This is a genomic window from Cellulophaga geojensis KL-A (assembly GCF_000568425.1).
Taxonomy (GTDB): Bacteria; Bacteroidota; Bacteroidia; order Flavobacteriales; family Flavobacteriaceae; genus Cellulophaga; species Cellulophaga lytica.
The window spans coordinates 181,266-194,457 of record NZ_ARZX01000001.1; the positions used below are offsets into that span (position 1 = coordinate 181,266).

12 protein-coding genes are annotated in these 13,192 nt (G+C 32.5%); 3 read left to right on the forward strand and 9 right to left on the reverse strand.

Annotated elements, in window-relative coordinates; translation table 11 throughout:
* Positions 1–143 precede the first annotated feature (143 nt).
* The 8 genes from KLA_RS00880 to ccoS are packed head-to-tail and all read right to left on the reverse strand — an operon-like array spanning position 144 to position 7,535.
* On the reverse strand, positions 144–1,412 hold the full coding sequence (locus KLA_RS00880) for an acetyl-CoA hydrolase/transferase family protein (RefSeq protein WP_034642936.1): 1,269 nt from the start codon (positions 1,410–1,412) through the stop codon (positions 144–146).
* A 20-nt stretch (positions 1,413–1,432) separates the two neighbouring features.
* A complete protein-coding gene (locus tag KLA_RS00885; RefSeq protein ID WP_034642938.1) occupies positions 1,433–2,134 on the reverse strand; it encodes a sulfite exporter TauE/SafE family protein in 702 nt (233 codons plus the stop codon).
* 2 nt (positions 2,135–2,136) lie between these two features.
* Positions 2,137–2,583: a FixH family protein gene (locus KLA_RS00890; RefSeq protein ID WP_034642941.1), complete on the reverse strand. Its 447-nt coding sequence runs from the start codon at positions 2,581–2,583 to the stop codon at positions 2,137–2,139.
* A 12-nt stretch (positions 2,584–2,595) separates the two neighbouring features.
* Entirely contained in the window at positions 2,596–4,011 is a 1,416-nt protein-coding gene (gene ccoG / locus KLA_RS00895; protein ID WP_034642944.1) for a cytochrome c oxidase accessory protein CcoG, read from the reverse strand.
* Between the two features lie 30 nt (positions 4,012–4,041).
* Positions 4,042–4,929 (reverse strand): cbb3-type cytochrome c oxidase N-terminal domain-containing protein, encoded by an 888-nt coding sequence (locus KLA_RS00900; protein ID WP_013621619.1) that lies wholly within the window; start codon positions 4,927–4,929, stop codon positions 4,042–4,044.
* 7 nt (positions 4,930–4,936) lie between these two features.
* Positions 4,937–5,128: a CcoQ/FixQ family Cbb3-type cytochrome c oxidase assembly chaperone gene (locus KLA_RS00905; RefSeq protein ID WP_013621618.1), complete on the reverse strand. Its 192-nt coding sequence runs from the start codon at positions 5,126–5,128 to the stop codon at positions 4,937–4,939.
* 4 nt (positions 5,129–5,132) lie between these two features.
* Positions 5,133–7,331 (reverse strand): cytochrome-c oxidase, cbb3-type subunit I, encoded by a 2,199-nt coding sequence (gene ccoN / locus KLA_RS00910; protein WP_034642947.1) that lies wholly within the window; start codon positions 7,329–7,331, stop codon positions 5,133–5,135.
* A 3-nt stretch (positions 7,332–7,334) separates the two neighbouring features.
* A complete protein-coding gene (gene ccoS / locus KLA_RS00915) occupies positions 7,335–7,535 on the reverse strand; it encodes a cbb3-type cytochrome oxidase assembly protein CcoS (RefSeq protein ID WP_034642949.1) in 201 nt (66 codons plus the stop codon).
* Between the two features lie 182 nt (positions 7,536–7,717).
* On the opposite strand from ccoS, the gene KLA_RS00920 reads away from it, so the two are divergent.
* Positions 7,718–8,977, forward strand: a complete 1,260-nt coding sequence (locus KLA_RS00920) for an alginate export family protein (RefSeq protein WP_013621615.1) — start codon at positions 7,718–7,720, stop codon at positions 8,975–8,977.
* 58 nt (positions 8,978–9,035) lie between these two features.
* On the opposite strand, the gene KLA_RS00925 is transcribed toward KLA_RS00920, so the two are convergent.
* A complete protein-coding gene (locus tag KLA_RS00925; RefSeq protein ID WP_034642952.1) occupies positions 9,036–11,411 on the reverse strand; it encodes a heavy metal translocating P-type ATPase in 2,376 nt (791 codons plus the stop codon).
* A 117-nt stretch (positions 11,412–11,528) separates the two neighbouring features.
* On the opposite strand from KLA_RS00925, the gene KLA_RS00930 reads away from it, so the two are divergent.
* Together KLA_RS00930 and KLA_RS00935 are read left to right on the forward strand one after the other, a co-directional pair.
* Positions 11,529–12,215 (forward strand): Crp/Fnr family transcriptional regulator, encoded by a 687-nt coding sequence (locus KLA_RS00930; protein ID WP_013621613.1) that lies wholly within the window; start codon positions 11,529–11,531, stop codon positions 12,213–12,215.
* Between the two features lie 92 nt (positions 12,216–12,307).
* Positions 12,308–13,150: a universal stress protein gene (locus KLA_RS00935; protein ID WP_034642955.1), complete on the forward strand. Its 843-nt coding sequence runs from the start codon at positions 12,308–12,310 to the stop codon at positions 13,148–13,150.
* Positions 13,151–13,192: the final 42 nt, after the last annotated feature.

A 13,192-nucleotide genomic window follows, 5' to 3' on the forward strand; every position in this document is an offset into this window, starting at 1 on the left:
TACACAAATGGGCAATTTTAAAACTGCTACAATGGTGTGTTTTTTTATAATGAATACATTGTAAACAATGCTTCAAAATTACTTAAAAAAAAGAATTACTAGTGTTATAAACCTCTTAAAACAATGCTTTTAAAGTTTTGCAACTAGCTTTTAAAACGATTATAAGCTTCTTTACTTAACTCCTCTCTAAAATTAGGGTGAGAAATAGATATTAATGCCTTTGCTCTTTCTTGTAAATTTTTACCATATAAATTAACCACTCCGTATTCTGTGGCTACATAGTGTACATGAGCACGTGTTGTAGTAACACCCGCTCCTTGTTTTAAAAACGGTGTTATTTTAGAAATGCCTTTAGCGGTAATAGATGGCATTGCAAAAATAGGTTTACCACCTTTAGACAAAGATGCACCACGTATAAAATCCATTTGTCCGCCTACACCAGAATATTGCCTGCTACCAATTGTATCTGCACAAATTTGACCTGTAAGATCTATTTCTATAGCGCTATTAATAGCTGTAACCTTAGGGTTTCTGCGTATAATGGAAGTATCATTAGTATAAGCAGCTTCTTTAAAATGCACCAATGGATTATCATCTACAAAATCGTAAAGTTTTTGTGATCCTACAGCAAAGCAGGTTACAATTTTACCGTGTTTTACTACTTTATCTTCGCCTGTAATTACACCACTTTCTATTAAAGGCAAAACACCATCAGAAAACATTTCTGTATGTATACCCAAACGTTTGTGGTTGCCTAAATTACTTAACACTGCGTTTGGTATATTACCTATACCCATTTGTAAGGTAGCACCATCTTCAATTAAACCTGCTACGTGTTTACCAATTTGTTGTTCTATGTTAGATATTGATGAAACACCGTGCGTATGTATTGGTGTATTAACCTCAACAGCACAGTCTATATCTTTTATGTGTATAATACCATCACCGTGAGTTCTGGGCACGCAAGGGTTTATTTGTGCTATAACTTTTTTTGCTGTTTGTATGGCTGGTAATGTTATGTCTACAGAAACACCTAAAGAACAATACCCGTGTTTATCTGGTGGAGACACTTGCACAACAGCAACATCTAACGGAAGAATTCCGTTTCTAAAAAGCAGGTTAATTTCGCTTAAAAAAATTGGAATATAATCTCCTTGAGTTGTATTTATTAATTGCCTAACATTGCTACCAACAAAGCAACTATTCATTTTAAAACTTTTACTATAAGGCTCTTGTGCATATTTTGCTTGCCCCTCTGTATGTATAGATACAATTTCTACGTTTTTTAATTCTTCATACCTATTACACAAAGCATCTATTAGCACATTTGGCGTCATTGCAGCTCCTTGCAAAAAAACTCTATTACCAGATTTTATAGATTTTGCGGCTTGCGCTGCAGAAACAATATTCATAACATTAAATTTTTTAGTAATTAGTGACACTCCATATTGGTAGAAACCATTTCTACAACAGGTTTAGGAGACACATAAGGAATACCAAGGCCCAAGCCTCTAAGAATAAACAACACTCCAATTACAATTACAAAAACAGGAATTAACTGTTGTACTTTTTTACGCGCAACACCTTTTAGCATTCCTCCAAAATAAACAGCAATTGTCATAAGTGGTATGGTACCTACACCAAAGATTATCATATACAAAGAGCCTTGTGCTGCATTACCCATAGCAATAGCACCAAACAATGCCATATATACCAAGCCACACGGTAAAAATCCGTTTAAAAAACCAATAGTTAAAAACGTATCTGGAGTTCTTTTTTTAAGCTCCTTTCCTAATTTAGATTTTACTTTAGAAATAAGCTTATAAATAGGTTTAGACACATTGTATTTTTGTATTTTTTTAGATGGAATTAATACTATAACAATCATTAAAATTCCTATTACAATTGATAGTTTTTGTTGCAAACCAAAAACATACAAACCTTTACCTAGCAGCCCAAAAACAAGACCTATTACTCCGTAAGCAAGCAACCTACCAAAATGATAAATAAAGATCTGAACAGTTTTTTTTAGTTTGCTATGCCTATCTACTGGTAACATAAAGGCTATGGGCCCACACATACCTACGCAGTGCAAACTTCCCATTAACCCTAATATAAAAGCAGATAGTAACATACTTAATACGTTATACTTTGTTTGTGTAAAAATTCTTTTTTATTGTATACCCATGCAATTTTAATGTCCCACCGACCATCTAACAAACGTTTGTCAGGTATGAGCAAATGTGTTTTGGATAAACTTATGGGTAAGCTAAAATCCAATTGTTTATTAGATGGTCTATATAGGGACACCTTACCTGTTATTTTATTAAAATCTTGATCCTTTGGAAAAGCTATTAATAAGCCATCTTCAGTTTTTTCTACAGTTAGTTTATTGGTTAATTTATACGCATTGGTAACGTCATTAATTTCTTTTTGATACCCTAACTCTGCCTTATAATACTCCTCTGTAACCAAATCATGTTTAGCCCTGTTCTCAGAATTCATTCTAACAACAAAGTATAATATAAAGCTAATGAAGCCTACAAATGCCAGTACTATTCCTGTTCCCCAATTTATTTTCATAACTTATTTTTTTTATTTGTAGCTTCTTGGTGCTAAAAAACGTGCTGTAGTTGTTTCTACTAATTTATTATTACTATACACTCCTATTTTAAGCTTGTCTTTGTCACCATTTAAAGCTGCATTATTAATTTCTATAAATAATGTGCCTTCTGCCAGCTCTTGTGCTGGCACGTTAAAGTTTTTATGTGTAACCAGTTTAATTGTTCCTTTATGGGATAACAGTTTAAAACTAACATCTGTAACATCCTCTGTAGTTTTATTTACCAGTTTAAAAGTATATACATTACTAATTATGTTTCCTTCTTTATGTTCATATAACTGACCTGGAAGTCTTAAAATATTTGCTTCTAAATCGTTTCTTAAAAACAGCATACCAATAAGCAATCCTATTAAAATTATTAAAACTGCCGAGTAACCTTTTAGTCTTGGTGTAAATTTAAACTTGGTCTTTTTCTCTATATTATCTTCACTAGCATACCTAATTAAACCTTTTGGCAAGTTTACTTTTTCCATTATGGTATTACACTCATCTATACAAGCTGTACAGTTTACACACTCTAGTTGTGTACCATTTCTTATATCTATGCCAGTAGGACAAACGTTTACACATTGGGCACAGTCTATACAATCTCCATGACCAAGTGCTGTACGATCTTCATTTTTTCTAAACTTTTTTCTTCCATTTTCCCCTTCTCCTCTTTTATGGTCATACGCTACTACAATAGATTTGTTATCTAAAAGTACACCTTGCATACGCCCATAAGGACAAGCTATAATACATACTTGCTCTCTAAACCAAGCAAAAACAAAATAGAAAACTGCTGTAAAAATTAATAATGATATCATTGTACTGGTATGCAACAATGGTCCGTCTGTGATGTATTTAATTAGCGTATCACTACCAATTAAATATGCTAAAAAAACGTTAGCAATTATAAACGAGATGACAAAAAAGATAATCCATTTGGTTACTCTTTTTCTAATTTTAACAGCATCCCACTTTTGCTTATCTAAACGCATTTGTGCTCCACGGTCACCTTCAATCCAATATTCTATTCTACGAAAAACCATTTCTAAAAAAATGGTTTGCGGACACATCCAACCACAAAAAATACGCCCAAAAGCAACAGTAAATAAGGCGATAAAAACCACACCTATAATCATTGATATTACAACCAAATGAAAATCTTGTGGCCAAAAAGGAAAACCAAATATGTTAAAACGACGATCTATTACATTAAACAATATAAATTGGTTGCTCTTTATTTTTATAAAAGGAGATACTAGCAAAAACAACAGTAATGTGTAACTAACTATTTTGCGATAATTGTAAAATTTACCACTAGGTTTTTTTGGAAAAACCCAAGCTCTTTTACCGTCAGTATCTATTGTACCAATAGAATCCCTAAACTTTTCATCTGCAGCCATTTTGTTGTTTTTACTAGTAATACTCCTTTGTTATTCTTCTGTTGATTCTGGTTTCCAAATTTCTCCTTGCGGTTCTTTAGGATTTGCTGGTGTTGTACCTTGTAGTGTTAATACATAACTAGCTACTTGTGCACGCTCCAACGGCTTTAATATTTGTTTCCAAGCAACCATACCTTTACCATCTCTACCACCTTCAGATATGGTGTTAAAAACGTTTTTAATACCACCACCTAAAAGCCAATATTCATCTGTTAGGTTAGGTCCTATACCACCACCACCATCTGCAATATGACAAGCAACACAACTTGTTTGGTATATTTTTTCACCAGCTTTTATATCTGCAGCATCTGTTAAAACTTCAACTGTGTTTACATCTACTAAACCTTTAGCGGTTTTTTTATACTCTTCTATTTCTATTTTTGCAGCAGCAACATCTTGCTCATACTCCAATGCTTGGTCATAATCATTAAAAACATGAAATCTAGCTAAGTACACTGCTCCAAATATGATACCTGCATAAAAAAGATACACCCACCATGGCGGTAAATTGTTATCTAACTCTTGTATACCATCATAATTATGATCTAAAATTATTTCATGCTCTTCTTCCATAGGTTTAGATCCTAATAGTTTAGCATAAACTCTTTTACCCCATTTCCACTCAACCTTCTTAGTATCTTCTTCTAAATATTTCTGTTTTGCTTCTTCTGGCAATGTTTGGAACATTACATTTTCAATAGACCTAACAATTACTTCAGACGCTATTAATATTAGTAATACCAATACTAAAAAACCTAAAACAATTGGATAGGCTATAAACGCTGGTTGGTCACCAGAGTCTATAAAGTATTCCATTAATCCAAAAACGATAAAGAAAACTAGAGGTATCCTTATCCACCAAGGTGTCATATTTTTCATAGTACTATTATTTTGTTAGGTTGGTTTTATCATCATCTTCTAGAGGTATGTTACTTACCTCCTTAATATGTTCTTTTGTTGCTGTAAACACCCACCAAAAAAGTATGGTGAAGAACACAAAAAATATAAGTAGTGATATCATAGGATAGGTCGCTATACCCTCCATACTCTCCATATGTCCTTTTATAAACTTTAGCATAATATTATTTTTTAGCAGTTGTTTCTTCTGTATTCTTTATTTTAATATCTGTACCTAAACGCTGTAAATAAGCTATTAGAGATACAATTTCCCTGTCTTTCATTTCTACAAAAGGCTTTCCGTTATCTTTAGCAAACTTTTTATCTGCCTCGTAGCTCTTTGCAAAATCTGGATCTGTATATAGGTTCTTTTCTATTTTAGTAGCTTGCTCCTCCATAGATTTTTCTGCGTTAGCAATATCTTCTTTTGTATAAGGCACACCTAAAGAAACCATAGCCTCCATTTTGCTTTTTACATTGCTCCTATCATGTTCATTACGTATAAGCCATTGGTAGGCTGGCATTATAGAACCAGATGAGGTACTTTGCGGATCGTACATATGGTTTAAGTGCCAATTGTCTGAATATTTACCACCAACTCTTAATAAATCTGGACCAGTACGCTTACTTCCCCATAAAAATGGATGATCATAAACAAACTCTCCAGCTTTAGCATACTCACCGTAACGCTCTACCTCTCCTCTAAACGGACGTACCATTTGCGAGTGGCAACCAACACAACCTTCTCTTATATATAAATCTCTACCCTCTAACTCTAAAGGTGTATACGGTTTTACACTTGTTATTGTTGGTATGTTAGATTTTACTAGTATTGTAGGTATAATTTGCACTATACCACCAATTAAAATAGCTACTGTTGCCAATATGGTTAATTGCACAGGCTTACGCTCTAACCAAGAGTGGTATGTTTCTCCTTTTGTTCTTTTTTTAGATACTCTTGTAAGGGGTGCAGCTTCTGCCAATTCATCTTCTACTTTTTGGCCAGAACGTACTGTTTTAAATACGTTAAATAACATTATAAAGGCACCTAATATGTACATACTACCACCAATTGCACGCATCCAATACATTGGTATAATTTCTTTTACGGTTTCTAAAAAGTTACCATAAACTAAAGTTCCATCTGGATTAAAATCTTCCCACATTAAGGCTTGTGTAAACCCTGCTACATACATTGGCAATGCGTAAAGAATAATACCCAAGGTACCAATCCAGAAGTGGGCATTTGCTAAACCAGTAGAGTGTAACCTTGTTTTAAACATTTTTGGCACCAACCAGTAGATCATACCAAAAGTTAAAAACCCGTTCCAGGCTAAGGCTCCAACGTGTACGTGAGCAATAATCCAGTCACTAAAATGCGCAATTGCATTTACATTTTTTAATGATAACATAGGACCTTCAAAAGTTGCCATACCATAACCTGTAATGGCTACTACCATAAATTTAAGCGTAGGATCTGTACGTACTTTATCCCAAGCACCACGCAAGGTTAAAAGTCCGTTTATCATACCTCCCCAAGACGGAGCAAGTAACATAATAGAGAATGCTACACCTAAATTTTGTGCCCAATCTGGTAAAGCAGAATACAACAAGTGGTGAGGACCTGCCCAGATATAAATAAATATTAAAGACCAAAAGTGTACTATAGATAACCTGTAAGAATACACAGGTCTGTTTGCTGCCTTAGGTACAAAATAATACATTAACCCTAAAAATGGTGTTGTTAAGAAAAATGCTACCGCATTATGTCCATACCACCACTGCACCAATGCATCTTGTACACCTGCATAAACAGAGTAACTTTTTAGTGCACTTACTGGCAACTCTAAACTATTAAATATATGCAGTACAGCTACAGTAACAAACGTAGCTAAGTAAAACCAAATTGCTACATACAAATGTCTTTGTCTTCTACGCAACATTGTTCCTATAAGGTTCCAACCAAAAGCTACCCAAACTACTGCAATAGCTATATCTATTGGCCACTCTAGTTCTGCATACTCTTTAGATGTGCTGTAACCCAATGGCAATGTAATAGCTGCGGCTACAATTATAGCTTGCCAACCCCAAAAGTTAAAATTACTTAACCCATCACTAAACATACGTGCCTTTAACAAACGCTGCGTAGAGTAATATACTCCCGCAAAAATAGCATTACCTACAAAGGCAAAAATTACTGCGTTTGTATGTAATGGTCTTAACCTACCAAAACTTAACCATGAAATACCATCGGTTAAATTTGGAAAAAGAAACATAAAGGCTAATAACAGACCCACTGACATTCCTACAATACCCCAAAATATTGTAGCATAGAGAAATTTCTTTACGATTTTATTGTCGTAATAAAACTGTTGTACTTCCATAATTTAATTCATCTTAGTTTGTTCGATTTTTTTACTTTCTTGAGTCTTAGAGCTCTTTTGTACCAATTCGTCTTCAAAAAGCATACGTATAGAAGGTGTATAAGAATCATCATACTGACCACTCTTTACCGATATTATAAATGCTAAAAAGAAAAACAACGCCACTATAATACTTATAGACAGCAACACATAAATTACACTCATACCTACCTGAATTTATAAGACAAAATTACCGGCTATGCACTTCTTATAATATGATATATATCATACTTTAAAGAAATTTTAAAAAACATTTATGAGGTATAAGCTGTTAAGATTGTGATTGTAATTAGCCTATGTAATAAAAGCTAGTATATTTGAAAAAACATTACAAAAAGAGAACTAATATGAAGTTATTGAAGAATGCATTTTTTACTGGTTTAATACTTTTAATACAGCAAGTAAATGCACAACAGTTTAATTTAGATGCAGAAATAAAACCACGTTTTGAGTTTAGAAACGGTTACAGCACCTTAAATTCTGATGCCGTTGACCCTGCTTCTTTTGTATCACAAAGAACTAGATTAAATTTTGACTACAAAGGAACTGAATTTAACGCCTTTGTTGCTGCACAAAATGTAAGGGTTTGGGGAGATGCTGCTACATTATCTACAACAGATGCAAATGGCATAACATTACAACAAGCTTGGGCAGAAGCTTTTTTAGGAAAATGGAGTTTTAAACTGGGAAGACAACATATTGCTTATGATACAGAGCGTATTTTTGGACGTGCAGACTGGAACCAACAAGGTAGAAGCCACGATGCTCTTAGAATAAAATTTAAACCAAATGCAACTAACAGAATAGATATTGGTTTTGCACTAAACGAAACATCACAATCTATTTTTGAAGAAGATTACACCCTAAATAACTACAAAAACTTTCAGTATTTATGGTACAACACTAAGTTTAACAAAATAGGTTTAAGCTTTTTATTTTTAAATACTGGTTTTGCTTTTGATGACAATAACGAACAAAAAATAGCGTACAACCAAACCATTGGTTTAACAAGTGCCTTAAATGATAATAGATGGAGTGCAAATGCATCAATTTATTTGCAAACTGGTAAAATTGAAAATTCAGATTTATCTGCTTTAAATGCCAGTGCAATCATAAACTACAGCTTAAACTCTGAGTTTTTAGTAGGGCTTGGAGCCGAGTATATGTCTGGGACAGATATGAACGAAACTACTAGCGATTTAAATTCTTTTACTCCTTGGTTTGGAACCAACCACAGGTATAATGGTATTATGGATTATTTTTATGTTGGTAATCACAGTAACTCTGTTGGCTTAGTAGATATTAACGCTAAAATTAATTACAGTAAAAATAAGTTTTCTGCCAACTTAGCACCTCACTTTTTTAGTTCTGCTGCTACTATAGTAAATGGTAATGGTATAGAGCAAGATAGCTATTTAGGTACAGAAATAGACCTTACTCTTGGGTACAAAGCATCTAAAAGTATAGTTTTTAATGCCGGATACTCACAAATGTTTGCTTCTGATTCTATGGAAATTATTAAAGGAGGAGACGCCTCTATGACCAACAATTGGGCTTGGGCTATGATTACTTTTAAACCACATTTTTTTAGTTATAATGGCAATTAAACTTTAATGTTTTACACATAAAAAGAGCAGTTTTACAATTTGTAAAACTGCTCTTTTTTTATTCTATTTTTTTACCCACTAAATTGGTTGCAATAGTAGTAAACAAAACAATACTTATAGAGCTTAAAGGCATTAATATAGCTGCAATAACAGGCATTAATTGTCCTGTAGTAGCAAAATACAATCCAATTAAATTATACAATAAAGAAAAACCAAAACTTAATTTTATAATTTTCATTGCACTTTTAGATGCGTTTATATACTGGTACAATTGCTTAAATTTTGATGCATCTAAAATACCATCACAGGCAGGTGAAAATACATTTACATTTTCTGATATAGCAATACCTACATTACTTTGTGCCAAAGCACCAGCATCATTTAAACCATCACCAACCATAAGCACTTTTTTTCCTTGCTCTTGTAAACTCTTTACAAAGTCTAATTTATCTTCTGGTTTTTGGTTAAAGTAAAGTGGAGTTAATTTGGGTAACAAAGCTTGCAAACGTTCTTTTTCTCCTTCATTATCACCAGATAAAACACCCAAATCTAAAGTTTGTTTCATTTCTTCAAACAATTTAGACACACCTTCTCTATATTGGTTACTAAAAACAAACTTGCCTTTGTATGCATCATTACTACTAATGTATACAGCTGTATTCTCTTGTGCGGTTACACTGTTATTTCCAACAAAATTTGCAGACCCTACTTTTATATTATTATCTTCTAAAACTCCTATTATTCCTTTTCCTAAATGTTCTTCATAATCATCTAAGGTTAAAATATCTTGCGCTGCTAATAAATTATAAAGGGTTCTACTTAAAGGGTGGTTAGAGGCTCTTAATGTATTTTTTAATAACGATTCTTCTTCTGCGCTTAACGCCATACCCTCATAACTAGCTGTGCTTTTTTGAGCTGTTGTTAAGGTTCCTGTTTTATCAAAAATAGCTGTAGTTAACTGTGCTAACTGCTCTATAGTTTGTGTGTTTTTTAAATAGAATTTTTTACGCCCAAAAATGCGTAACATATTACCCAATGTAAATGGTGCTGCTAATGCTATTGCACAAGGGCAAGCAATTATTAAAACCGCAGTAAAAACATTTATAGCCTTACTACTATCAATAAACATCCAAATAAATGTAGCCATAAAAGCAATACTTAAAACTGCAATTGTAAAACGCTGACTAATTTTATCTGTAATGGTTTGGAACTTACTTGTTTTATCTATAGAAAAAACTGAATTGCCCCATAATTGTGTTAAGTAACTTTGTGATACCGTTTTTAAAGCTTCCATTTCTATTGCTCCTTGCAACTGCTTACCACCTGCCAAAATTTTATCTCCGCTTTCTTTTACAACAGCCTCAGACTCTCCTGTAACAAAACTATAATCTATACGTGCATTACCTTTTAACACAATACCATCTACTGGTATTAATTCTTCATTTCTAATTAAAAGTCGGTCTCCTTGCTTAATATCATAAACCTGCACAGTTTCTTCTTTTCCTCCGGTTACAATTCTGGTTACTGCTATTGGAAAGTACGACTTATAATCGCGCTCAAAAGATAAAAAGGAATATGTTTTTTGTTGAAAAAATTTACCTAGCAGCAGAAAAAATATCAACCCTGTTAAACTATCAAAAAAACCAGTTCCCCAATCAAAAATAATCTCTAATGTACTACGTACAAAAAGCACCAAAACACCTAATGCAATAGGCACATCTATATTTAAAATTTTAGAAGAAATACTTTTGTAAGCAGATATTAAATAGTCTTGTGCAGAATAAAAAACTACAGGCAATGAAAAAGCAAACATTAACCACCTAAACACATTTTTGTATTGATCTAACCAAAACTCTTGCACCTCAAAATACTCCGGAAAAGACAAAAACATAACGTTACCAAAAGCAAAACCTGCAACCCCTAATTTATAAATAAGACTACGGTCTACGTTTTTTTTACCTTTGTCATAATCATCTAAAGAAATGTATGGCTCATACCCAATTTTAGCCAATAAAATAACCAACTGCTTTAAACTTAAATCTTCTGGGTTATAGGCAATACGCACCATTTTTTTTGGAAAATCTACCTGAGAAGAACTTATGGATTGTTGCAATTTATTTAAGTTTTCTAAAACCCAAATACAAGAACTACAATGTATATGAGGTATGTAAAGATTTACTATTTGATGTTTTTTTTCATTAAACTCTATAAGCTTATTTAAAATTACAGGATCATCTAAAAAGTTATACTTATCCGCTACTTCATTTGGTGTTGCACCAGCAGCAGATTGTAAGTCATAGTAATAAGTTAAGTCGTTAGACTCAAAAATTTCGAAGACTGTTTTACATCCATTGCAACAAAAATGCTTACCTTTAAATACAATAGGTATTGTGTCACAATCATCTCCACAATGAAAACATTTTTCTTTTATCATCTTTAACATTTTAGACCAAAACAAAGGTCTGTTAAAGTGCTATTTTAAAATATGACAAATGTCAGGTTTTGATTTTAACATTAACCGTAAATTTGTATTGTAAGCAAAAACAATGTTATGAGTAGGTGTGAAAATTGTATTATTCGTCAGTTTAATTCGTTACGAGCTATGAGCAAAGACGAGTTAAAAAAAGTATCTGACACCAAAGTTTCTAAAACTTATAAAAAAGGTGATGCAATTTTTGAAGAAGGAGAGCGTCTAGACGGTGTATTTTGTGTTAGAGATGGCGTGTCTAAACTATCTAAACTTAGCTCCAATGGAAAAGACCAAATAATAAAACTTGCAACTAAAGGAGAGATTTTAGGGCAACGTTCTGTAATTGCAGAAGAATCTGCTAACTTAAGCGCTGTAGCTATTAAAGATGTAGATCTTTGTTTTATTCCTAAAGAAAGTATTTTACATACTTTAAACACCAATCCTAATTTTGCTGTTGAGGTATTGCGCCATATGGCCAATGATTTAAGAGAGGCAGATGATGTTATTGTAAATATGTCTCAAAAAACAGTAAAACAACGTATTGCTGAAGCCTTTATCTATTTAAAAAATGAGTTTGGTGAAGATGAAAATGGTTTTTTAAAATTAAGTTTAAGCAGAGAGGATATGAGTAATGTTGTAGGTACAGCAACAGAATCTACCATTAGAATTATATCTGAGTTTAAAAAGAAAGGTATGATTGAGACTTCAGGAAAACAAGTTCGTATAAAAGACTTAGTTAAATTACAAAATGTAGTAAGCGGCTTATAGGTTTATAAAAGCTTCTGTTTTAAAACTGACAAATATCATAGTTTACGGTTGCTACTACTTTTATTTTTACATTGGATATTTAATACAGTCTGATGAAAAATATACTTTTACCAACAGATTTTTCTGAAAATGCAAACAATGCAATTTCTTATGCTCTAGAGCTTTTTAAAAAAGAAAATTGTACTTTTTACTTATTAAACACCTATGTGCCGGCTATACCACATAGCAGGTTTATGGCAGAAAACTCTAAAACTTTAGTTTTAGAAAAGAATACAGAAACAGCTTCTAAAAACGGTTTAAAAAAAACAATAGAATACATAAAGCAAAAACACAGTAACCCATTACACAATTACAAAACTATATCCTCTTTTGATTTGCTAACCCATGAGGTTATAGATATCATTAAAAACGAGCATATAAACTTTGTGATATCTGGTACTAAAGGAATTACAAATTTTAAACGTGTTTTTATTGGCGCAAATACAATGCATATTATAAATGCAATTAAAGATTGCCCAGTTTTAGCTATTCCAAACCATTATAACTTTGGCATACCAAAACAATTAGTTTTAGCCACTGACCTTAAAAGAAGTTTAAGCCTTGAAGCATTACAAGCTTTATTATTTATAACAAAAATGTGCAACTGTACAGTACATATTCTTCATTTAAAAACTAATACTGTATTAGATGATTTTCAAAAATCTAACTTAAAAATAATACAAAACTGCTTGGCTAGTATCCCTTTAAAACTGCATTTACTACCGTTTTACGCAAACAAATCTGAAATTATAAGTAGTTTTATAAAAGACCACACAATAGATACATTGGCATTAGTATATAATAACCGTAGTTATTTGGAGGAATTAATACAAGAGCCTGTGCTAGAAAATGCAGATTACCACACAAAAATTCCGTTATTGGTTTTACCTAGCTAACCATTAGCTATAAAAAAAGCGAAAGAAATATCTTTCGCTTTT

Coding starts and splice junctions, on each gene's coding strand:
- KLA_RS00880 (WP_034642936.1), bottom strand. CDS start 1,412: ATGAATATTGTTTCTGCAGCGCAAGCCGCAAAATCTATAAAATCTGGT.
- KLA_RS00885 (WP_034642938.1), bottom strand. CDS start 2,134: ATGTTACTATCTGCTTTTATATTAGGGTTAATGGGAAGTTTGCACTGC.
- KLA_RS00890 (WP_034642941.1), bottom strand. CDS start 2,583: ATGAAAATAAATTGGGGAACAGGAATAGTACTGGCATTTGTAGGCTTC.
- ccoG (WP_034642944.1), bottom strand. CDS start 4,011: ATGGCTGCAGATGAAAAGTTTAGGGATTCTATTGGTACAATAGATACT.
- KLA_RS00900 (WP_013621619.1), bottom strand. CDS start 4,929: ATGAAAAATATGACACCTTGGTGGATAAGGATACCTCTAGTTTTCTTT.
- KLA_RS00905 (WP_013621618.1), bottom strand. CDS start 5,128: ATGCTAAAGTTTATAAAAGGACATATGGAGAGTATGGAGGGTATAGCG.
- ccoN (WP_034642947.1), bottom strand. CDS start 7,331: ATGGAAGTACAACAGTTTTATTACGACAATAAAATCGTAAAGAAATTT.
- ccoS (WP_034642949.1), bottom strand. CDS start 7,535: ATGAGTGTAATTTATGTGTTGCTGTCTATAAGTATTATAGTGGCGTTG.
- KLA_RS00920 (WP_013621615.1), top strand. CDS start 7,718: ATGAAGTTATTGAAGAATGCATTTTTTACTGGTTTAATACTTTTAATA.
- KLA_RS00925 (WP_034642952.1), bottom strand. CDS start 11,411: ATGATAAAAGAAAAATGTTTTCATTGTGGAGATGATTGTGACACAATA.
- KLA_RS00930 (WP_013621613.1), top strand. CDS start 11,529: ATGAGTAGGTGTGAAAATTGTATTATTCGTCAGTTTAATTCGTTACGA.
- KLA_RS00935 (WP_034642955.1), top strand. CDS start 12,308: ATGAAAAATATACTTTTACCAACAGATTTTTCTGAAAATGCAAACAAT.